The following is a 23053-nucleotide window of genomic DNA, read 5'->3' on the forward strand; positions in this document are numbered from 1 at the left end:
TGGTAGCCAAGGGGACTTCGTGTTTAATGGATCTTATAGTTCAATCCCGAAATACTGCTCTGCATTAGTAAAGCAGATATTTTTCACCATTGCTCCTAGTAATTCGATGTCATTTGGTGCCTCGCCGTTTTCTACCCATTCTCCGATCATATTGCAGAGAATACGTCTGAAGTATTCATGCCGAGTATAAGAAAGGAAACTGCGTGAATCAGTAAGCATGCCGACAAAGCGGCTGAGTAGGCCGATGTTCGCGAGTGTAGTCATTTGCTTGAGCATACCGTCTTTTTGATCATTGAACCACCAGCCCGAGCCAAATTGCATCTTGCCGGGGACGCCGCCTTGGAAACATCCCGCAATCGTCGACAGTACATCATTATCGCGGGGATTCAGGCAGTAGAGTATAGTCTTGGGTAGTTCATCTGTGGTATCCAACGCATCAAAAAACTTTGCCAACGGCTCGGCAATTGTATAATCTGCAGTGGCATCAAAGCCAGTATCTGGACCGATCAGTCGCATCATGCGGGAGTTGTTGTTGCGGATAGTGCCAATGTGCAGTTGCATGACCCAACCTAAGCGAGCATACTGTTTGCCAAGGAAGACCATGATGTGAGTCTTATATTGTTTAACCTCTAATTCAGATAGTTCTTTTCCTTGCAACGCTTTTTGGAGCACGGCATTGGCTTGCTCTTCGGTTGCCGTAGCAAACACGATTGGATCAAGCGCATGGTCAGAGACACGGCAGCCGACTTGGTGGAAGAACTCAAGGCGTTGCAAGAGGGCCTCTTTAACAGCGGCAACTGTTTTGATTTCTTTGCCAGTCACGTTAGCCAGCTTAGCAATCCAATCAAGGAAGCCGTCTTTGTCGATGTTGAAGCTCTTATCCGGGCGGAAAGCCGGCAATACCTTAACGCCGAAGGCAGTATTCTTCGCTAAGGCGATATGGTATTCCAGTGAGTCAGCCGGGTCATCGGTAGTGCAGATAGCTTTGACGTTAGAACGCTTAATCAATCCTTGAGCAGTGAATTCATCTTTTTGCAGCAGTTCATTACACTTCTCCCAGATTTCATCAGCTGTCTGCGGCGATAGCAGCTTGTCTATGCCGAAAAAGCGCTTGAGCTCAAGATGAGTCCAATGATATAACGGATTGCCGATACACTGGGTCATCGTCTCGGCCCATTTCATGAATTTATCTTTGTCAGGCGCATCGCCGGTGATAAATCGCTCGTCAACCCCGTTAGCCCGCATAGCGCGCCATTTGTAGTGATCACCGCCCAACCAGATTTCGGCAATGTTGCGGTAACGTTTGTTCTCGGCGACTTCTTTAGGACTCAAATGACAGTGAAAATCGAATATCGGCATTTCTTTGGCATAGTCGTGATACAGGATTTCCGCAGTTTTGTTACTCAACAAGAAGTTCTCATCCATAAACTGTTTCATTTCCAATCCCGCCTTTCGATTCTTTTAGCGCATTCTCTATGTACTTACATCATAATCTGCTAATCTATAGAATCCTATTGTATATTTTCAGAACTTTTTTTGTTTTTTTTAGCATTTTGCGTTCTTATTGCCGCGCCGACGGTTTGTTTGCGAAGTGGACGAGGTTACGTTTCCACAGAGGAAAGGAGGATACACAGAGGTCACAGAGGAGCAATAACTATTTTGCCATCTATGCTGGGCCCGAAAGTTTAGTCCTCTGTGTCCTCTTTACCACTCTGTGCCCTCTGTGGAATAATGCCTCGTACTTTCACGAAAGAACGCGTTCAACGGTTTTCTCATGCATCTGGCTGTGGGTTCTTTAGCAGATGCGGAATAATTGCGGCGATGGGCTGCTGGTAGAGAATTCCCATGGTGATTGGTATCGCTACAGTCATCGGAAAGTAGGTCAGAGCCAGCACCAAACCAAAGCTGAGATTTCGCAAACCAACGTTATAAATCATAGCCATTTGAACATCTCGAGGACGCCCTTTTATGCCAAATGAACCGACATAACCCAGATAATAACCGGCAATGACAACCAAAAGCGTAACCAACAGAATTTTGAGCATTGAGGCGTTCCAGACAATTTGTGGCGCGACTAGGGTGGCATTAATGAATATGACGACAAAGAAACCTATTTTTGATAGCAGGCCGCCGGCACCTTTCGCAAAACCGACGATTTTCCCTTTGGTCCAGTCGTGCAGCGCCATGCCGAGCAAGCTAGGCAAGGTGATCATGCTGACCAACTCTAACATCATTTTGCCATAGCTGATTTCAATGGTTTGGCCGACAATCAGTTTAAAGTATAAAGGCAGAAACACTGGCACAATAAGCGTATCCAGAGTAACTGTGACCAAAGAGAGAGCGACATTGCCCTGGGTGATTGACGCCCAAATAACAGATGTGACACCAACCGGCAATGAGGCGAAGATGAGATACGCTAGTCGCGTATGAGGATCATCGGCATAGAATAGTGCGCCAACTGCCCAGGCGATAATCGGGGAGGCGATATGAATTAGCAGCAGCGACCACAACGGTAGCCAAGGCTGATTGAGGATTTTCACAAAACTCTTGATGCTGATCGTTAATGAGGTGATAAACGTCATATAACCGAATAGTGCAACAACAATAAACCGAACAGTCGGAGAATCTGGAACCCGGATGGAAAAGCCAGCAAGCAACGCGGAAAAAGTAATCAAGAACATGTGACTGCCAATCCATTCGTTCCACTTCGTAATCTTTTGCAACATAGTATGGACCTCCTTTAATGCCGGAACGACTATTTTATTGTAGCACTAAATCCATAGGTCGGCTAGGCAGGAGAAATTTACTTGACGGTTAATTTAATGAGTATAATGATAATTTTGAAAGTAGGGATATGATGCAGCAAATTCACGTCGGTCTCATCGGCTATGGCCTTTCCGGATCGGTATTTCATGCGCCGCTGATTCATTCGATGAATGAGTTTTTCATAAGAACTGTGGTTTCCTCTTCGCCTGATAAAGTTTATGACGACTATTCGTATGTCTCGGTCGTTCCCAGCATAGAGGAGCTATTAGCCGAACCAGACATTCAGCTAGTCGTGATTACCAGTCCTAACTCAACGCATTATTCGTATGCCAAACAAGCTTTACTAGCAGGCAAGCATGTTGTCGTTGAGAAGCCTTTCGTCAACTCGGTGCAGGAAGCTGATGAGCTAATTGCTCTGGCGGCTGAGCGCAACCTGATTCTCAGCGTTTTTCAGAATCGTCGCTGGGATAACGATTTCCTGACTGTCAAGAAATGCATTCAAGAAGGTGTGCTTGGCGACATCTATTTGTACGAAGCTCACTATGATTTTTTCCGGCCGCAGGTCGGGCCAAAGTGGAAGGAGCATGCAGGCGAAGGCACAGGGGCGTTGTATGACCTCGGCCCACATTTAATTGATCAAGCATTACAACTGTTTGGTATGCCTGAAGCTGTCTCGGCAGAATTGGTGAAACAACGGCCTGGAGCAGAAGTGGACGATTTCTTCCATTTGGTTATGCACTACGGCTCTCTGCGTGTGGTTCTGCAAGCCAGCAGCATTATTAAGCAGGCGGGGCCGCATTTTCAGGTTCATGGGAATCAAGGCAGTCTGATCAAGTATGGCATGGACCCGCAGCAAAGCGATTTGCAGCGCGGTCTGCGACCCGGCAATCCCACTTGGGGTAAAGATAAGGAAGAACTGTATGCTGAGGTAACGCTAGGCAGAAATCTGACGCTTAGTTCCCGCTTGGAGACAATTCCTGGTTGCTATGAAGCCTATTACCAAGGCATCCTCAACTCTATTGTTAACGGCGCGCCGCCGCCTGTGTCGGCGATCGAGGCGAGAAATGTCATGCTGGTGATTGAATATGCCATGCAAAGTCATAACCAACAACGAGTTATCGCACTGCCGAAAAACGTCTAATAGCGCGTGTTTTAGAATAAAGGAGGATGTCACTATGTCTGATCAAACCTGTTTTTACTGTGTAAAGGATCAACGCCTCAACGATCTGATGATCGAAATCTGTGAGCTTAAAGCCTCTACCCTATATCTGTTTAAGGAACAGACGTACCGGGGGAGGTGCATTGTCGCTTGCAAAGGCCATGTCAACGAACTATTTGAACTACCGCCAGAAGAACGCAATCTGTTCATGGCTGATGTGGCCAATGTAGCAGCAGCGATCAAAAAGGCATTTGGTGCTGACAAGATTAACTATGGCGCTTATTCTGACAAACTGCCGCATCTTCATTTTCACCTAGTGCCGAAATATCAGGATGGACCTTCCTGGGGCTCAACCTTTGCGATGTCGCCGGAAGACAAAATTATGCTGCAGGAAGCAGAATACAACCAATTGATTCAGAAAATCAAAGAAAGTCTATAGTAGCGGAGGCGGATGCCAGTGATGACCCCTGCTCAATATGAGGAAAGTTTGCGGCAGATGCGCTTTGACGTCTACCTGATGGGTGAGAAAGTGGAAAACCCGGTAGACCATCCCATCATCCGTCCGTCGATGAATTCTGTGAAAATGACCTATGCACTAGCGCATAATCCAGAGCATGCAGATCTCATGACTGCGAAATCGCATCTGACTGGCAAGACGATTAACCGGTTTTGCCATCTTCACCAAAGTGCTGACGATTTGGTGAAGAAAGTTAAGATGCAGCGACTGCTGGGGCAAAAGACGGCAGCTTGCTTTCAACGCTGCGTGGGGATGGACGCGATTAATGCTGTTGACAGCGTGACCTTTGAAATGGATGCTAAACTGGGGACGAATTATCATGAACGCTTCACAAATTTTTTGCTGCAGATGCAGGAAGAAGACTGGACTGTAGACGGAGCTATGACTGATCCCAAAGGAAACCGCGGCTTGGCGCCCTCGAAGCAGGCCGATCCAGACCTCTATGTTCGAGTCGTGGAGAAACGCGCAGATGGCATTGTGGTCAGCGGTGCGAAGGCGCATCAGACCGGTGCGCTGAATTCGCATTGGATACTTGTGATGCCAACCATTGCGCTCGATAAAGCAGATGCCGCGTATGCTGTATCATTCGTCTTGCCAGCTGACGCAGAGGGAATCCTCTATATCTATGGCCGCCAATCCTGTGACACCCGCAAGCTGGAAGGTGGCGACATCGATGTGGGCAACCGGAATTTCGGCGGTCATGAAGCTTTGATGGTGTTTGATCACGTTTTTGTTCCCTGGGATCAGGTCTTCATGTGCGGAGAAACTGAATTCAGCGGCGCTTTGGTTGAACGGTTTGCTGCCTATCACCGTCAAAGTTATGGCGGCTGTAAAGTCGGCGTTGGTGATGTGCTCATTGGCGCAAGCGCTCTGGCGGCTGAATATAACGGAGCGGCTAAAGCATCAGCAGTTAAAGACAAGCTGATCGAGATGGTTCACCTCAATGAAACCTTATACGCCTGCGGCATCGCCTGCTCATGCGAAGGCTGCCCCACCGCCTCAGGCAACTACTTGGTTGACCTGCTGTTAGCTAATGTCTGCAAGCAAAATGTCACTCGTTTTCCCTATGAAATTGCCCGCTTGGCAGAAGATATCGCTGGCGGTCTGATGGTAACCATGCCGTCAGAGCAAGACTTGCGCCATCCGGAAATTGGTAAGATTGTCGAGAAGTACTTCTGCGGCGTTGCCGATGTGCCGACCGAATTTAGGCTGCGCGTACTGCGCTTGATTGAAAATCTCACCCTTGGCACAGCTGCTGTCGGCTACCGCACTGAATCGATGCACGGCGCTGGCTCGCCGCAGGCGCAGCGGATCATGATTTCTCGGCAGAGCGATCTTGAGGCAAAGAAGGATTTGGCGCGGGCAATTGCAGGGATACCAGGAAAAAATTCTGATTAGGGATTTAACGCCAGTTATAACTCAGACAAGAATGGATACCAAGAGGTTCCGGCTGTGCCGTTATGGAGAGTCGGAACTTTTTCTATATTGGTGTCACCTATCGTACAGAATGGCAATATCCTTTATATCTGAGAAAACTGTACTTTAGACTTCGATCAGAAATTAGCAGGATTCCGTCCTGACAAAAAGAATTAACACGGTAATCTAGGGAATTGAAAGGAATTATCTCATGTCACAACTCAAGCAGATTGAACAGTCGGCTCAGCACGTTGCGGAAGCTATCGCCAGCGTGCTTGGGGTAGAAGTAACGATTGTCGATGATAGTCTTTTGCGTATTGCTGGAACGGGACGTTACCTGGAAACGATCGGAGCGCAGCTTGCTATTGACTCCGTTTTTGCACAAGTTTTACGTAGTAAACGCGGCTTCATTATTACTGATCCAGGCAAGCATAATGTCTGTGTGACCTGTCAGATTCGTGAGAGTTGTCCTGAACAGGCTCAAGTCTGCTGTCCAATTATATTCGAAGAAGCAGCTATCGGAGTCATCGCGTTAATTGCTTTTACTGCGAAACAGCGGCAAACGCTTTTAGAACAGCAGCAGGATTTGTTCGGGTTTATTGATCGTATGGCCGAGCTTTTAGCAAGTAAGATTGCTGAACAAGAAAACCTCAATCGGCTGCAAGTCGCAAAAAATCAACTCGAAACAGTTTTGAATACGGTTCAAGAAGGTATTATTGCGGCTGATCAATTCGGCCGTATCGTTAGACTGAATACCGCAGCAAAGAAGATGTTGGGTGTTAGCGCTGCTCAAGCTATCGGCACTAGTCTTACTAGTCTGTTACCAGGGTTGGAAGTGGAAGCTGTGATTGATGCTGGACGAGAAATCTCCAACCGGGAAATTACCCGTAATGTCAATGGGCGAAGGCTTCATTGTATGGTGACTGCAAAGCCTTGGTCTGAAGGCGGACTTGCCTGCGGCATTGTTGCTACTTTGCGTGAGATGGCTGAGGTTCGCAAATTCGTGTCTCAGTTATCTAGCCAAACCTTCCACTACACGTTAGACATGATCTTGGGAGACAGTCAATTGTTACGCGCGACGAAAGACAGTGCTGCCAAAGCGGCTGATAGCAATACTACCGTTCTCATCCAAGGAGAAAGCGGTACTGGCAAAGAATTGTTCGCGCGAGCGATTCACTACGGCGGCGAACGCAAGTATAAGCCCTTTATCGCGATTAATTGCGCTGCGATTCCTGAGGCCTTGTTGGAAAGTGAACTATTTGGTTATGAAGAGGGAGCGTTTACCGGTGCTCGCCGTGGCGGAAAACCTGGGAAATTTGAGTTAGCGGATGGCGGAACAATCTTTTTAGATGAAATTGGGGATATGTCGCTTTCGCTGCAAGCCAAGTTGCTGCGCGTGCTCCAAGAACGCCGCATCGAACGTGTCGGCGGCTTAGACGGTTTTCGGGTAGACGTCCGTATTATTGGAGCAACTCATAAGGATATCGACATAATGGTTAAAAACGGGGAATTCCGTGAGGATCTCTATTATCGGATCAATGTTTTTCCTCTGTATATTCCGGCGCTGCGCTATCGACAAGACGATTTGCCATTACTAATACAAACGTTTATTACCAAGTATGCTTCTGCTCTCAGCAAAGAGATCAGTGCAATCGATGCGGATGCTTTTCAAACGTTGCAGAGCTACCAGTGGCCCGGAAATGTAAGAGAACTGGAGAATACAATCGAATACTTAGTCAATATTGAAACTGGGAACACCATTTCTAAGCGATCAATTCCTGCCCGGATCAAAGAAAAAACAGCTACAGCTCATAATAAGCTGACTGGAGTTGTTCCGCTCGCCGAATTGGAAAGAACGGCTATTAATAGTGCGCTCGAAAGATTTGGGCCTTCAGCCGAGGGGAAGAACAAGGTTGCGCAAGCACTGGGTATCAGTAAGGCGACTTTATACCGGAAACTAAAAGAGTATAATTGCATTTCTCAAATTGAGACACTGTCTCAATTTGAGAAACCAAAGCAATAACAACATTTCGGTGCTATTTAAGAGTGTTGCTGTCTCGTTTTGAGAATGAAAGCGGCAAGCGTTCTCTTGGCAAGCCGCATCCGCCGTGTTGGCATGATACTTGCAAGTATTATGGCTTGTAATATCGTGCCAACAGGAGGATTTCATGAAATCGCAAGAACAAGTACTCGCTTTCATTCGGGCTGGCGTCATGCCAGCACTTGGTTGCACCGAGCCGGGAGCGGTGGCGCTGGCTGTAGCCTATGCACAGCAAGCGTTAGGGGCAGAGCTTGCCAATAAAATTACGGTAAGTGTTGACCCCAATGTTTATAAGAATGGTTTAGCGGTTGGGATACCTGGTACCGGGAAGGTCGGTCTTCCCATTGCAGCGTCCTTAGGTGCTCTTATCGCCAATCCTGAACAACAACTATCGTTGCTCAGTAATCATACTCCCGAGATGGTAGAACAGGCGGAAAGGATGATTGAGGCAGGACGCATTTCCATTGTACTGAATGAAAGTCAGGGCCTTTATATAGAAGCTGCTGCTTCCTCTGATATAAACGAATCGCGCGCCGTGATTGCTGGGGGGCATACCAACTTAGTCTCTTTACAGCGTAATGGAACCGACCTCGTTCGCAGGATTATAAACGGCTCTGGCATAAGCAGTATGGCTTTTAATACTGACGATGTCTCCATTGCCGAACTGATTCAAATGGTAGAAACAATTCCCTATTCTAAGCTTGTCTTCTTGGAAGAATGCATTAATATGAACAAGAACGCCGCGGCCGCTGGAATTGAAGGGCGCCTGGGAATGGCAGTAGGAGCACACCTTCAGGACCTAGTCAACGAGGGCATTCTTTCAGACGACTTGATTGTCTATGCGAAAATACTAACCGCAGCAGGCGCTGATGCGCGCATGTCGGGAGAAAATATTCCGGTCATGAGTGTCGCCGGCAGCGGCAATCACGGCCTGACTGCGGTATTACCGGTTGTGGCAGTGGCCGAGCGGATGGACGCCCCGCGCGAAACGTTAGTTCGCGCGTTAGCAATCAGCGCAATCACCACATTATATATCAAAAGCTTTACTGGCAGCCTCTCTGCCTTATGCGGCTGCGCCGTAGCGGCTGCAACCGGGGCAAGCGCCGCGATTGTATGGATGCTTGGCGGTGACATGGGCCAGATTCATGGGACGATTAAGAACATGGTTGCAAACCTAACTGGCATGATTTGCGATGGCGGTAAGGTGGGCTGTGCATTGAAGCTAGCAACCGCAGCTGGAGTCTGTGTGGAAACCGCTATGTTAACATTGAAAAATGTCATCGTGCCGAACAGTAACGGCATCATCTTTCCATCGGCAGATGCAACAATTCGAAATTTAGGTATGATCAGTAATCCAGGCATGCTGTTTACCGATAAGATTATTCTCGATATCATGCTGAGAAAAGGAAAACTGGACTCGGAAAATGCAGCGATAAAGACTGCGGTTGAGGCGGCGGTTTGATGATGATGACTACGATGGAATTGAGCAGGTTTCGCAAGAAATTCTTGAAGGAAAAGATGCACCAGTCATAATGGCTGGTGCATCTTAATAGGTATGCCCCGGCATGAGCTGGCGCTTAATCAGAACAGTCCGGACCCTCGCACAAACTATTAAGCAAATGATAGCATTTGATTAAAATATACCAATAATGCAAATAATAGGCAAGGAAACGGAATTTTTACCCCAGATTTACTCAAAGGAGGCGTGGTAATTGTCTGTCACGGAAATAATGGAACTGCTTAGCGCGCCTCTGGATCCCCCTGTAGGTTTTATGCTGATACTAGTGGGCGCGTACTCGCTGTACTTTAATGTCAATGACGCCAAACGTAAAAATCACCGTAGTTCTGAACGAGCTGCCCGCATCGGCGGCTGGTTCTATATTATTACCGGCGCTGGCATAATCATCACCAAATCACTCTAAAGGGTCATCGACGTGCTGCGAATAACAACCTTTATCTTTACATCTTTTAACGGAACAATCGGGAAGAGTTCTTCATCCCAGCGTTTTTTTACTGTTTTCCAGTATTCAGGATATTTCTTATGTACTAAAAAGCCAAGTTCAACTACATCTGTTTTGTTTTCCTGCAGTTTAGTATAGGCGATGCGCGCTTGACGAGAAAATTCTTCAGCGAGTGATTCCTCCAAGGCGGTTAGAAACCCAGACTCATGCGGATTTTGTTTCGGAACCTGATTTTCAGCGAGACTGCCAATGAACTTGGCCTCTAATTCAAACCAGAGCTCACCCTGTTCTAAGTACGGCTCAACTTTGATGTTTGATTCAAACAACTCGAAGACAGCTATCTTGTCGGGATTGGCGGGATTAGGCGTCACGGTTATTCCTTGACTTAATTTTCGATGCAGGATTTTAGTGCCGACTGTCTCTAGTTCGCTGAGGGTTCCGACCATTTTAAATTCCCGGTTGAATAGCGCCGCTCCGATTGCTTTCACGTTATCGCTTTCCGCGAGGATTAGTGGGACGGCAAAAGACTGATTATTATGTATTTTTTTGCTTATAAGGCCTACTTCGATCATGGTTGCGAAGGTTGGCGACTTTTTTTCATTGCGCGTAATTCGCGCAATATACGTACTGATTAGCTCACCAGATTTGGTTTTAGACTTAAACAAATCTTCAGCCCGTCCCGGAGTGACAAAAACTCTGGCCCTGCGTCTGAATTCGGGATCCCGATCCAAGAAGTCAGTTATGTCCGCGATGCCATCCCGTGCTACTGCCTCGCTAAAGACAAGCAATTGATTGTCTTCAAAAAACAGTCCCGCAGGATATTGGGTATTAACTGCCCGGACAATGGCAAATAACGACTCTCCTTCGGCGGCATATACCAGACTTTCTTGCTCACCAGTTCCTGGTTTAGTTCCGCCGCTGCTTTTACTGAGAAATTTTCTCATTTCAAAGCTTGCTTTATATTTTCTGGCGCCTGCGGCCTGCGCCGCCTTTAAGATATCCGGCTTGTCCTCTGGCTCGGACTGAGCCATATCGATAGCCATACCTAATACAAAACCGCGAGTTTCAATTTCTTTGCGATCCCAGCAGCCTGCTGTTAGCAGACAACAAACGAGAAGCAGGCTGATTAAAATGCTGCTTTTGTGAAAAAACAAAAATTTCAACATGATTGTTTCCTTTTGTTTTTGTACCAGGCGAGCAGTAGCAGGACAGGCATTAACCCCAGGCTCCAAGCTATGCTGATTTTACTAAAGAGGTCACCTGCAGCACTATGTTCTTTAAAACTAGGAGCCAACTGCGAGAAGTAGTACAGTAAAGGCGCCAGTAACACTGTAAGGCTGCGGCTGTACTCAAACCGAAAAAGCCTGCTTGCGCCGAACGAGATAAAAAACAGCAGACTCGCCAGCGAGTTGAAGTATACTAAAATCCATAGGATCATGAGATAGCCGTCCAGACGCTCAATGAAGGTATCGGGAATTTCTACCTCACGGAAGGCGGTCACTGTAGGAAATATTGCATGCGCTGCTCCTGCCACAGTAAGGCTCCCTTGAGCAATGACTACAGTCAGGGTATAAATAAAGGTAACAAAAGCGATGCCGGCGGCGCCAACCTTAACCGCTGCTCTAGGAATGACAAGATAGGGGAAGAGCAGTCCGGTAATAAGCTCTGGTCCAGAGAAGGCAAACCAGCTTGGTATCGCTCCTTTCAATATCGGACTGATTCCTTCAGACAGCATAGGCAGAAATGCTTCGGTGTTGATACCTAGCAAACCTAATAGCAGAACGCTGATAAAAGTCCCACTTAAGAATAAGAAAGATACTTGCTGCATGCGTAAAAGTGGCGTATAGCCATATTGGGCGGCATATACGGCTAAGATGAGTATGCCGACAACGAGGACTGCTGGCGGTGTGAGGTCGAACAAAAACAACTTTATGGCAAAGGAAAATGTTCTTAGCGCTATTGCGGCGATCGCAATAGTTAAGCTGAGCTGGAATATGTTTACGATTTGCCCCAGCGTTGATCCTAGCAGTATGCGGTTGTATTCCAGACTGGTATGTCCCGGAAAGTACTGGGAAAGACGAGTGGCTATCCAGACAGCAAAAAACAATAAGATGCCGCCGACGATAACCGACAGCCACATGTCTTGCTTCGCAATTTCTGCCACAGAACGAGGCAGAGTCAAGACGCCGGCTCCAATAGCGGTATTTATATAGATGATAAATAATTGGAGCGGAGAGATAAACGCTTTTTGATTCATAATGCTCCCGTTTTTATTTTTTTTGCTGTTTTCTGCCGTCTAACGTCTCTAGATAATCGGGACGTTCCCCCGTGGCAGACGGTGGCGCTACGACTAGAGTGTCTTTGAGATCACTGAGGCGGTGCAGGTTTCTCGGGGCGAATGGCGCCAGATAGGGTTCGCCAAAGCTCTCCAGCAAACTAAGGTGAACAAGAATGGCGATTACCCCTAACATGAAGCCAAACATGCCCAAGGTAGCGCTTAACACCATTAGCGGGATGCGGAAAACCCGTATCGTTAGGCTGAGACGGTAGTTTGCGATAATAAATGAAGCCACCGCGGTAAACGCTGTAACAATGACCATAGGGGAACCTACTAAGCCTGCGTTGACTGCGGCTTCGCCGATAACCAAACTGCCTGCAATGCTTACCGCCGGACCGATGCTTTTCGGAAGCCTCACTCCCGCCTCCTGCATGACTTCCAGCATCAATTCCATGATGAGAGCCTCCAGAAAGGCAGGTAGGGGGACTCCCATGCGGGACATGGCTATCGTCAGCGTGAGCGGGGTGGGAATCAACCCGGGGTGAAACGTAGTTATCGCTACATACAGAGCAGGCAGAGTCATGGCAAAGAAGGCTGCTATATAGCGGGCGAAGCGAATCAGCGATGCAGACAGCCACTTCTCGTAATAGTCGTCGCCGGCCTGGAAAAAATCAGCAAGGGTAGTTGGCGTCACGAGCGCGAACGGAGAACCGTTGACGAGTATGCCAACTTTGCCTTCCATCAAGGACGCAAGCAGTTTATCCGGCCGCTCGGTTGCCAGGATGGTGGGAAAGGGGGAATACGGGTGATCTTCAATCATGCTTTGAATTTCGTTGCCGCCCACCGGCATGTCAACGTTCAAACGCTTTATACGTTTTTCCACTTCATGGACTAATTTGTAATTGGCGATGCCCCGAAAGTAGATAACCGCAACATCTGTCTGACTGCGGGCACCGACCTCAAGCCGCTGGGCAACAAGGTTAGGACTTAGCAGGCGCCGTCGTAAAAGGGTAAGATTGACCCGCAGTTCCTCAGTGAAGCCATCGCGCGGACCGCGGACATCAGATTCCGATATCGGGTCTGATATGCTGCGCGATTCTACCTTGCGGGTTGAGACGACAAGCGCTGTCGGGCTGCCGTCAATCCATAACGCTGTATGACCGGAAAGAATTTTTTTAACTACCTGCTTCATGTTATCCTCTTCGGTGAATGCTGCGGCAGTTAACAGCGTGTCCTTTAAAAAGCCAATATCGCACGCGTTTTCCATGCAGGGTACGAACCCGGTAAGCGGAGTCAGTGTCAGCTTTTCAATGATGTGGTTGGTAATAGTCACTGTATCCGCCATGCTTTCGGTAAAGACAATTGCTGCCCGGCGGTTCAAGGCAGTGACCAAAAATTGACGGGTGATGATGTCGTCACTGCCGGCAAAGATCTCTTTCATGTGTGTCAGATTGGCCTCAAGTTCAGAACTGATTTGGTATGCGCCCGGATTTACATAGGGGTCGCGCAATGAGCCGACAATGGACTCTGTCTCCTGCTCAATGTCCTGTGCGTGAGTGATAAGTGATTTCAGATCACGCAGTTTGGCGCTAAGTTTTTCGGCTTTGCATTTATCGAACATGCCGTATCCTTTTCATATCTACCTCTATGGGAATAGTGCATTTAGTATGCGCCGACAGTTGGGGGAGATATTCAGCAACTCAGTCAAGAACCGCCCCTAGTGAAAAATAAGTCCTCATTTCTGTACAGGAGAACAAGGCTTTCTGTTGAACTCTAATACTATCTAAATTAAACACCACAGGGCTCTGCCTGATGAGAAGAAGTGAGGCTGCTGATGCTGGAAAAAGCAAAATCGATCCTAAAGAAGTATTATGGCTATGATAAATTCCGGCCTGGTCAGGAGCAGATTATCGCCGACCTGCTTGGCGGTAAGGACACGCTGGCGATTATGCCGACAGGAGCCGGCAAGTCGCTCTGTTTTCAGCTTCCCGCTATGTTATTGCCAGGAGTAACGCTGGTCATTTCGCCGCTAATCTCGTTGATGAAAGATCAGGTTGATGGGCTGGCCAACCAGGGAATACCGGCGACATTTATTAACAGCTCGCTAACCAATGCCGAGGTTCGTGAACGGCTGTATCAGGTACGCGCCGGCCAATATAAACTGGTGTATGTTGCGCCTGAACGATTGGAGACCGACTCATTTCAAGCAGCTCTAAGCGAATTGACCATCAGCATGCTGGCTGTGGATGAGGCGCATTGCGTCTCGCAATGGGGGCATGATTTCCGCCCTAGTTATCAGTCGATTCGACCATTTATTGACCGGTTGCCAAAGCGTCCGGTAATTAGCGCGTTTACCGCCACCGCCACGCTGGAAGTTAAAGACGATATCATCAATTTACTGCTGCTTAGCAAGCCGGGAATTCATGTCACCGGCTTTGATCGGCCCAATTTATCGTTTTCTGTTCTGCGCGGTGAGGACAAGCAAAAGTTTGTGTTAAACTATCTAACAGAAAAAAGTCGTCAGCCAGGTATCATCTACGCCGCAACGCGCAAAGAAGTAGACGGCCTGTATCAATTGCTTAAGAAAAAAGGCTTTGCCGTCGGCCATTATCACGCAGGCTTAAGTGATGAACAACGTATACGTGAGCAAGAGCAATTTCTCTATGACGATATTCGTGTCATGGTGGCCACCAACGCATTCGGCATGGGTATTGATAAATCCAACGTACGGTATGTGATTCATTATAATATGCCGAAAAATATGGAGGCTTACTACCAAGAGGCTGGACGCAGCGGCCGCGATGGAGAGCCAGGCGAGTGTATTTTGCTCTTCGGTCAGCAAGATATCATGCTGCAGAAATTTTTAATTGATAAGTCTGTGGAAGATCCTGCGCGCAAGCAGCACGAGCTTCGTAAGCTGCAAGCGATGGTTGATTATTGTCACACGCCAGAGTGCTTGCGGGGCTATATTTTAAGTTATTTCGGCGAGAACATAGTAAGTGAATGCGGCAATTGTGGCAACTGTGACCAGGAAGGTGAGCAAGTGGATGTCACACTTGATGCGCAAAAAGCGCTTTCCTGTGTCTATCGAATGAAAGAACGCTTTGGTTTGGTTCTGGTGGCTGAGGTGTTAAAAGGCTCAAAAAATAAAAAAGTAATGCAGTTAGGCTTTGATAGCCTGCCAACCTATGGACTGTTTGCTGAACGTAAGCTGCAAGATATTAAAACATTGCTGCAACGTCTAGTGGCCACCGGCTTTCTATCCCTGACTGAGAGCGAATATCCTGTGCTCAAATTGACACCGCAAGCCATCCCTGTGTTGCGCAACCAAACAACAGTACATCAAAAAGTCGTCCAAGCTCCGAAAAGGGAAGCAGACAATACTCTGTTTGAGTCGCTTCGCCAACTTCGAAAGGCGCTGGCCGAACGCGACAGGGTACCGCCATATGTGGTTTTTGCTGATAGTACGCTCAAAGAGATGTGCCAATATTGCCCGCAGAACGAAGCTGATCTGCGAAAGATTAAAGGCGTCGGCGATATGAAGCTAGAGCGATATGGTAAGGAGTTCATCGCCGCCATCCGGCAGGGATCTTCAACGGGCCCATCTGCGTTGCACCCGTAAAGGGTATGCCGCCAACTCCATTGAACAGGACGTTCAGGTGCCGCGAAGGCGCTGAAGCGCTAAGAGTTGCGCAATCAACTCCAAAGCCCCGTTGCTAGCGTACCTTTTGTACGCGTCGCTGCCAGGGCTTTGGAGTCGCCTAGTGATGCTAAATCTGCTGTATTATATCAAGTGCTTCTTTAATCTCAGAGTTAACAACACCTAGACCTTTCTGAACGCCCTGCAGATGTGTTCAAATGAGAACCGCCGCCTGAAGTGGCGGCGGTTCTCATATTATGTTTAATCGGTTTCCATATGTCACTTTACCAACACGTGGTATCCTCGTTTTCACCGCAAGATAGCAGAATGAGGATGATGATAATAATCAAGGCCCTGTTTCTGCCATGGCCGCCACCGCAACCGCAACCCAAACCCACAAAATCTCCTCCTTTTTTGACTAAGAATCTCAGGCTGATCTATCCTATGCGCCACTTCATCGTTTCGTCACGAGAATGGTAAACCGGGAGGGAGTTATTTTGATTAATACAAAAATAGCAGAATGGAATAGACGCAGATGGCTGATTTGGGCACCGCTAGCGCTGGCCTTTTTAACGCCGTATTTTCACCGTACCGCTACCGGCGTAGTCGCGGACAGCTTAATGCGGGATTTCTCGCTAGGAGCATCTGAATTGGGCGGACTGTCTTCAGTCTACTTTTACACATATGCGGCGATGCAGATACCGGCTGGGATCCTGGCTGATCGCTTCGGCCCCCGGCGTTTAATTACCTTTGCCCTCACGGTTGGCACCCTAGGCGCTTTTCTGTTCGCCGTTGCAGACTCTATGGCAGGACTTTACCTTGGACGCTTTCTGTCAAGCTTTGGCGTCGGTCTGATTTATGTTGGCATTGTGAAAATCTATGCAGAGTGGTTCCGCTTGCGTGAGTTTGGCGGCATGATCGGTCTGTTGGTTGTCGCTGGCAGCTCAGGCTTTCTACTGTCAGCGACTCCGTTGGCCTATGTGGTAGACACACTAGGCTGGCGGGCCGCCTTTCTCATTATTGCAGCATACTCTCTAGTGATGGCAGTTGTTTGCTGGTTGGTGGTTCGGGACAAACCAGCTCAGCTTGGGCTGCCGACAATTGCTGAGATTGAGGCTGGCGAAGGTCGCGCCGCTCAACTGGACGTGACCGAGCGGCTAAGTATCCGCGCCAGTCTGCGCTGTGTCTTGCAGAATACCCAAACCTGGGTGCCCTTTTTGGCATCGGTGGCAATTTACGGCGTATATATGGCCTTTATGGGTGTATGGGGTGTGCCGTATCTGATGCAGATATATGGCATGAGCAGAGTGGCTGCGGCTAACTACATCATGGCAGTTGCATTTGGCACTATGATTGGCGGACCACTGATCGGTGTTGTTTCTGACCGGTGCGGCCAGAGACGCGGGCCATACATCTGGTCTACGGTATTCTTTATTGCTATATGGCTGGTTCTTACCCTTTGGAATGGCGCAAAACCGCCAGTATGGGCGCTTTACCCACTATGTTTTGCGATCGGGTTAGGTATGTCAGGCGTTAATCTCACTGTTGCCCGTGTCAAAGAGATAAATCTGCCGCAATGCACTGGCGTAGCCGCCGGAGTGGCCAATGCAGGTGCGTTTGTCGGGGCCGCGCTACTCCAACCTGCCTTTGGCTGGGTATTGGATATGAATTGGAACGGAATCATGGAAAATGGAGTCAGGGTATACAATCTCCAGGCTTACCAAACTGCATTCTGGTTTTGTGCGGCGGTGCTAGTGGTTGGACTGGTGTTTACGCTATTGATCAAGGAAAGACATTGACCTGGGACCGGAGTACGAATTTGCTAGGACTACCGACGCGATTTGACCGGAGGTAATTTTTTGCCGCATTGTCTTATGCTATAGTTAAGGCAATGAAACCGGTCGGAGGTGTCTGACTTGAGTGAAATGATCATTGATAGCACGCGCCAAGAGGTTATCCGGTTGCTGCATGAACAGCGCGGGATGCTGGAACAGTTACTTTCTACGCCTAATCTGCTCAAAAGCCAACAGGATAACCAGCAGCGTAGCCTGAATCGCGAGGATATTGGACAATGGCTCGAAATTCTTAACGGGGAAATATATAAGGCCGAACGACTGGAAGTGACTTTCGCGGTTGTTGGCACCATGAAGGCAGGTAAGTCCACCACAATTAATGCAATTGTCGGTACTGAGGTCTTGCCAAATCGCAACCAACCGATGACAACCTTGCCGACTGTGATTCGTCACCGGCTGGGTCAGAAGGAACCGATTCTAACCTTCCCTAACCCCAGACCATTCAACGAGATTATCGAAAAATTGCGAGATGATCTCGAAGCAAAGCGTCAAGCCGGGCAGTTGGCAGAGGCGGCGTTTTCTGCGACCGACGATGGCAAAGAATTAATTGAGAGCATCCTTGATGGATCGTTAACTCAGGTACGGGACACTTATCATGGCTATGAAGAAATCTATCAATTTTTAAAATGTATTAATGACATTTGGCGTCTTTGCAGTAGCGATTGCATCAATATTGATATGGATATGTATCTGGACGAATATGACGAAATACATGAGTTCCCGGCGATTGAGGTGGAGTTCTTTCATTTGCGCGACCAGACCGATCCGAATCAGGGAAGGTTTACCCTGATCGATACTCCAGGTCCGAACGAAGCTGGGCAGACCTATCTGAAACACATCATGCAAGAACAGCTGGAGAAGGCTTCAGCCGTCCTCGCTGTGCTTGACTATACACAACTAAGTGCAGAAGCAGACGCCGAAGTGCGTGAAGCGCTAGACGAGATCGCCAGCTTGACGGATAATCGGCTGTTCATTCTCGTGAACAAGTTTGACCAGAAGGACAGGCACGGAATGGATGTTGATGTCCTGCGCTCCTATGTCGTGAAGAATCTGTTTGAGGGCCGCTTGGAAAGAGATCGGGTTCATCCAGTATCAAGCAAATATGGTTATCTGGCAAACCGGGCTCTGTCTGAGCTTGCTTTTTCGGGCGCTTTGCCTGATTATAAAGCAAATCCCTGGGTGGAGGACTTTGGCCGGATAGCGCTTGGCGCCTGTTGGGAAAGCGAGATTGAAGACCCGGAAGAAGTACAGTACCGGGCAGCTAAATTGTGGCGCAACAGTTTATTTGACAAGCCTCTGACAGAAGTGATCAAGAAGGGGTCGGAGAACGCGGCTTTGATTAGTCTGCGGTCGGCTGTTGCGAAGATGGATGAATTTGATCGGCGTGTGGTGGAAGGTCTGCAACTTAAACAAAAAGCAATCAATATCGATATCAAGGTGCTTGAAGAACATATCAAATCATTGGAAGAAGATATCCGACTGATTAAAGTCGCTAGAGATGACGCCCGCAGCATTATTGATGAAAGCATCTTGCTGCTGCAGATGGAGATTAATGACTTATTTGCTGGTTGTGACAGCATTGTTAAAAAGGAAGTTCAGGCAATTTTCAGTGGCGGTCAGAGCAGAAACTGGGTAAAACAGCGTCTGCAGGGGTTTATTGATCACACACCGACAACTGCCAAGCCACTCGCGGTAAACTTTGATCCCGACGGATCCAATGACTTTCAAACGGAGGCAGAAGCCAAGCAGTTTCTCAACCGCTTGATTGAAGCCGTGCATAAACATATCGAGCCAGTTCTTAACGAAATGCAAGTAAAAACACAGCAAACGGTTGATGATATGTCAATAGATATTTGGGCAGGTGTCAACCGGCGGCTACAGAAAATACTATCAGCCGCCGAACAACGATTGAATGACTCATTTTCTGTCTCGCTAGAATTTCCGAAGCCCAAGGTGCGTCCGGTGGCGATTGATTTTGCCGAGCTTCGCCAAGGGGTAGTCAAAGAAGATACGGTCAGTAAAACGGCGACAAGACAGGAAAGAAAGTGGTATACGCTTTGGTGCCGTAAGCATGATGTCGCGTATCAATACGAGGAACAGATTTACCGGATTTATACGCGGGAGATTGCCGGCCAATTGCAGGCTTTGCTGGAAGATGATCACCGCAGGGTCAGAACTGCCTTGGACAGTTATGTGCAAAATGAATTCAGTAAAGCCATCCATACTTACTTTATGGAAATGGCAAACTACTTGGAACGGTTTAAGGGAGATCTGATCGACTCAAAACACGATCAGGAGCTGGAAGGCGATCGCCTGGCAAAGCTGCAGACAGCGATGGAGGAACTGCATCGTCTAACCTTCCGACATAGGAATGATGTTCGAGCAGCGGAGAATGAACTGCCAAATGGAGGAGAACAGAGTCCCCATCTGCATTGCATCAAAACCGCATGACAGAGCGTGATACGGGAAAATCAGGAAAATCTAAGGCGACTGATATTGAAGGAAAAGAGAAACACTATAGCGAAGAAAAGACTGCAGCTCGATTTGGGGCTGCAGTCTTTTTCTAACATGCTCAGGGGGAGGTACAAATTGAATAGTAAATTGAATCGCACTCATTTTGTTGAAGGCTTAACAGCAGGTATTCCCATTGCCCTTGGCTATATTCCCATTGCGGTCACCTTTGGCTTGCTGGCGCGCAGCGCCGATTTGCCATTTTATATCCCGGCGCTCATGTCATTTTTCGTCTTTGCCGGCGCCAGTCAATTTATTGGGGTTAATTTGTTATCTTTAGGCGTTTCGCATGGGGAAATCATCTTAACGACTTTCATCTTAAACCTCAGACACTTTCTAATGTCTGCTGCGATATCACAAAAGATTCCTGAAAGCGTATCCAAAGCGTGGCGAGCAGTGCTGGCATTTGGAATTACTGACGAGACCTTCACGATCGCTGCATTGCGTCAGGAGGAATCGCTTTCTCGCTATTTTGTCCTCGGGCTGAATACCATCGCCTTCGCCGCCTGGAATGCAGGTACCTGGATTGGGCTCTTCTTCTCTAGTGGTCTGCCGGCCGTCTTGCAATCGAGCATGGGTATTGCTCTGTATGCCATGTTTATTGGTCTGCTAATTCCTAGTTGTAAACAGTCAAGATCAGCGTTAGTGGTGGCCTTGCTCGCGGCAAGTATTCATTCATTGATCCGTTGGTTGCCTGTTACTGCCAGTATTAGCGGCGGCTGGGGAATTATTTTTGCTACGTTGATCAGCGCTGGCATTGGCGCTTATCTTTTCACTGAGGAGAATTAAAATGGAACTACTAGAAATTTTCGTACTCATCGGTGGTATGGCTATAGTTACCTATCTGCCACGTCAACTGCCGCTGGTTTTGCTGCAAAATCTTAAGCTATCACCAGCGCTGGTTCGTTTCATGAAATTTATTCCCTATGCAGCTTTGGCGGCTTTGATTTTCCCGGGTGTGCTGAGCTCAACCGGAGCGCGGCAGGAGGCAGCGGTCGCAGGGACGATGATCGCCGTGCTGTTGGCATATTTTGAACTAAATTTGCTGCTGGTCGTAACTGGCGGCATTGCTGGGGCTTTGTTGGTCATCTTGCGATTTGCGTATTGATTGAGTTAGCCGGGAATGCTATGGACAAAAGCAGTAATTCGTTATAAAATGGCAAATAAGGTATTTTCCATTTTTCCCAAAGACCAAACCGCTCTAAAACTCCCGCTTGACAGCGGGAGTCCCTAAAGGGAGCCTTCGGCTTAACGAAATCATAGATTTCGAGCCTCAGTCTAAGAGCGGCTAAGTCTTTGGATAAGTGCGGCTAGGATTCAGATAGAGTAAAACTCCACCTGAATCAAGTCTACTTTATGATAAAGGCGGGGTTGTCATTAATGTTAGTTCATGAACTGATTACTCAGGGAATTGGAGACAATACAGTACTTCGCGGTAACCAAACTGTCACCTATGCGCAACTCCAGGACGAAGTGGCGAAATATCGTGGCTATTTTCAAAACAGCGGTATTCGTTTCGGCGATAATGTTGGCTTGTTTTCTCGCAATTCGTTCGAATACGTTTATAGTTACATGGCGCTTGCCAGCTTGGGCGCTGTTGTTGTTCCACTCAATTTTCAATTGACGCCGCATGAGGTCGCCTATATTATTAAAGACGCACAGATAAAGCATTTGGTGACTATGGAAGAATTGGCTATAGAAGCTGAACTCCAGGCATATGAATACCAGCAGGAAGTTACGCAACTGATCATTGCCGAATTTAGTAAAGATCTGCCGCAGAGCAGTGTTTCTGCTCGTGCTGATATAGATGAAAATCAGCCTTGTGTCATTATTTATACCTCAGGAACGACTGGCAACCCGAAGGGGGCTGTACTGTCCCATAAAAACCTTGTCAGCGATGCCATCATATTTGGCAAAGTGATACCAGTAAACTCGCAAGATAACGTCCTGTGCGTTCTGCCAATGTATCATGCGTTTGCCTGGACCTGCGCCGTTCTGAATCCGCTTCTTAAGGGAGCTTCCATTACGGTGCTTGACGGTTTTTCGCCGAAGGAAACGATTTCCACGATTAAAGAGCAAGCTGTAACTGTCATGTACGGTGTGCCTCCTATGTACAATTTATTTGTGCGCATGGGAGCACCGGAGGATTTGGCCAGTGTTAGAATGTTTATATCTGGTGGAGCATCTTTGCCGGAAAGCGTCTCCGAACAGTTTCAGCAGAAATACGGGGTCAACATTATCGAGGGCTATGGCTTGTCGGAAGCGTCGCCTGTTGTCGCTGTTAATCCCGTGACCAAAACGAAATCTTGCTCTATTGGTAAAGCGCTGCCTGGGCTTGAGGTCAAGGTAATCGGACTTTCTGGCGAACAATTGCCGCCGGGAACTGTTGGTGAACTCGTCGTTAAAGGTCCGACTGTTATGCGCGGCTATTATAACTTGCCGCTCGATACGGCGCGGGCGCTCAAAGACGGCTGGCTCTATACTGGTGACTTGGCGTACCGTGATACGGAAGGCTACTTATTCATCGTCGATCGGTTAAAGGATATGATTATTACGAATGGAGAAAATATCTATCCTAGAGAGATTGAAGAACTGCTGTATGCTTTTCCCGGTGTTGCTGAAGCAGCCGTGATTGGCGTTCCTGACACATTGCGTGGTCAGGCGGCTCGTGCCTATATCGTGATGGTTGAAGGACACGTATTTGATAAAAAAGCAATCCGTGAGTATCTGCAGGTAAAACTTGCCAGCTACAAGATGCCCCGCGATTATATTAAGGTTGACGCGTTGCCGAAAAGCCAGACTGGTAAGATCTTGAAACGGGTATTGCGCGAACAGTCTGATGCCGATTCTAGGGTCGGTTGAGCGCACGTGACACGAGAATTCCTGTTTGCAGGATTTTACCAGGGTGTAT

17 protein-coding genes are annotated in these 23053 nt (G+C 48.0%); 12 read left to right on the forward strand and 5 right to left on the reverse strand.

The features are described from left to right. Positions 1 to 33 precede the first annotated feature (33 nt). Positions 34 to 1437 carry a glucuronate isomerase gene (uxaC, locus tag AXX12_RS00635; protein WP_066236737.1) on the reverse strand — a complete coding sequence of 468 codons (1404 nt, stop codon included), beginning with the start codon at positions 1435 to 1437 and terminating at the stop codon, positions 34 to 36. A gap of 335 nt (positions 1438 to 1772) precedes the next feature. Continuing rightward, positions 1773 to 2726, reverse strand: coding sequence for a bile acid:sodium symporter family protein (locus tag AXX12_RS00640; RefSeq protein WP_066236739.1), 954 nt, complete (start codon positions 2724 to 2726; stop codon positions 1773 to 1775). A 131-nt stretch (positions 2727 to 2857) separates the two neighbouring features. Here AXX12_RS00640 and AXX12_RS00645 point away from each other — a divergent pair, with 131 nt between their 5' ends. From AXX12_RS00645 to AXX12_RS00670, 6 genes are all read left to right on the forward strand, one after another. Then, positions 2858 to 3907, forward strand: a complete 1050-nt coding sequence (locus AXX12_RS00645; RefSeq protein ID WP_066237258.1) for an oxidoreductase — start codon at positions 2858 to 2860, stop codon at positions 3905 to 3907. Positions 3908 to 3941: 34 nt separating this feature from the next. Next, complete coding sequence (locus AXX12_RS00650) at positions 3942 to 4364, forward strand: HIT family protein (RefSeq protein ID WP_066236741.1); 423 nt, start codon at positions 3942 to 3944, stop codon at positions 4362 to 4364. 12 nt (positions 4365 to 4376) lie between these two features. Continuing rightward, positions 4377 to 5840 carry a 4-hydroxyphenylacetate 3-hydroxylase family protein gene (locus tag AXX12_RS00655; RefSeq protein WP_066236743.1) on the forward strand — a complete coding sequence of 488 codons (1464 nt, stop codon included), beginning with the start codon at positions 4377 to 4379 and terminating at the stop codon, positions 5838 to 5840. Between the two features lie 229 nt (positions 5841 to 6069). Next, complete coding sequence (locus AXX12_RS00660; RefSeq protein ID WP_066236744.1) at positions 6070 to 7881, forward strand: sigma 54-interacting transcriptional regulator; 1812 nt, start codon at positions 6070 to 6072, stop codon at positions 7879 to 7881. Between the two features lie 145 nt (positions 7882 to 8026). Next, entirely contained in the window at positions 8027 to 9361 is a 1335-nt protein-coding gene (locus tag AXX12_RS00665) for an L-cysteine desulfidase family protein (protein ID WP_066236747.1), read from the forward strand. 250 nt (positions 9362 to 9611) lie between these two features. Then, a complete protein-coding gene (locus tag AXX12_RS00670) occupies positions 9612 to 9821 on the forward strand; it encodes a CLC_0170 family protein (RefSeq protein WP_066236748.1) in 210 nt (69 codons plus the stop codon). Here the strand turns inward: AXX12_RS00670 and AXX12_RS00675 are convergent. From AXX12_RS00675 to AXX12_RS00685, 3 genes are read right to left on the reverse strand one after another with little or no spacing between them, the layout of a single operon-like run. After that, positions 9818 to 11026, reverse strand: a complete 1209-nt coding sequence (locus AXX12_RS00675) for a Ger(x)C family spore germination protein (RefSeq protein WP_066236750.1) — start codon at positions 11024 to 11026, stop codon at positions 9818 to 9820. The two genes, AXX12_RS00670 and AXX12_RS00675, sit on opposite strands and share 4 nt — an antisense overlap. After that, positions 11020 to 12117, reverse strand: a complete 1098-nt coding sequence (locus AXX12_RS00680) for a GerAB/ArcD/ProY family transporter (RefSeq protein ID WP_066236753.1) — start codon at positions 12115 to 12117, stop codon at positions 11020 to 11022. Before AXX12_RS00680 ends, AXX12_RS00675 begins: the two co-directional genes overlap by 7 nt. Positions 12118 to 12130: 13 nt before the next feature. Then, positions 12131 to 13759 (reverse strand): spore germination protein, encoded by a 1629-nt coding sequence (locus tag AXX12_RS00685; RefSeq protein WP_066236755.1) that lies wholly within the window; start codon positions 13757 to 13759, stop codon positions 12131 to 12133. Positions 13760 to 13972: 213 nt separating this feature from the next. On the opposite strand from AXX12_RS00685, the gene recQ reads away from it, so the two are divergent. From recQ to AXX12_RS00715, 6 genes are all read left to right on the forward strand, one after another. After that, the gene (gene recQ / locus AXX12_RS00690; protein WP_066236757.1) at positions 13973 to 15760 is read left to right on the forward strand and encodes a DNA helicase RecQ; all 1788 of its coding nucleotides are present in this window, start codon (positions 13973 to 13975) and stop codon (positions 15758 to 15760) included. Between the two features lie 515 nt (positions 15761 to 16275). Further along, a complete protein-coding gene (locus tag AXX12_RS00695) occupies positions 16276 to 17577 on the forward strand; it encodes an MFS transporter (protein WP_231881734.1) in 1302 nt (433 codons plus the stop codon). A 126-nt stretch (positions 17578 to 17703) separates the two neighbouring features. After that, positions 17704 to 20082: a dynamin family protein gene (locus tag AXX12_RS00700; protein ID WP_231881747.1), complete on the forward strand. Its 2379-nt coding sequence runs from the start codon at positions 17704 to 17706 to the stop codon at positions 20080 to 20082. 138 nt (positions 20083 to 20220) lie between these two features. After that, on the forward strand, positions 20221 to 20931 hold the full coding sequence (locus tag AXX12_RS00705) for an AzlC family ABC transporter permease (protein ID WP_197470602.1): 711 nt from the start codon (positions 20221 to 20223) through the stop codon (positions 20929 to 20931). A 1-nt stretch (position 20932) separates the two neighbouring features. Next, complete coding sequence (locus AXX12_RS00710; RefSeq protein ID WP_156478560.1) at positions 20933 to 21250, forward strand: AzlD domain-containing protein; 318 nt, start codon at positions 20933 to 20935, stop codon at positions 21248 to 21250. Between the two features lie 272 nt (positions 21251 to 21522). After that, positions 21523 to 23004 (forward strand): class I adenylate-forming enzyme family protein, encoded by a 1482-nt coding sequence (locus AXX12_RS00715; protein ID WP_066236766.1) that lies wholly within the window; start codon positions 21523 to 21525, stop codon positions 23002 to 23004. The last annotated feature ends 49 nt before the right edge of the window (positions 23005 to 23053 follow it).

This window comes from Anaerosporomusa subterranea, from assembly GCF_001611555.1.
Classification (GTDB): Bacteria; Bacillota; Negativicutes; order Sporomusales; family Acetonemataceae; genus Anaerosporomusa; species Anaerosporomusa subterranea.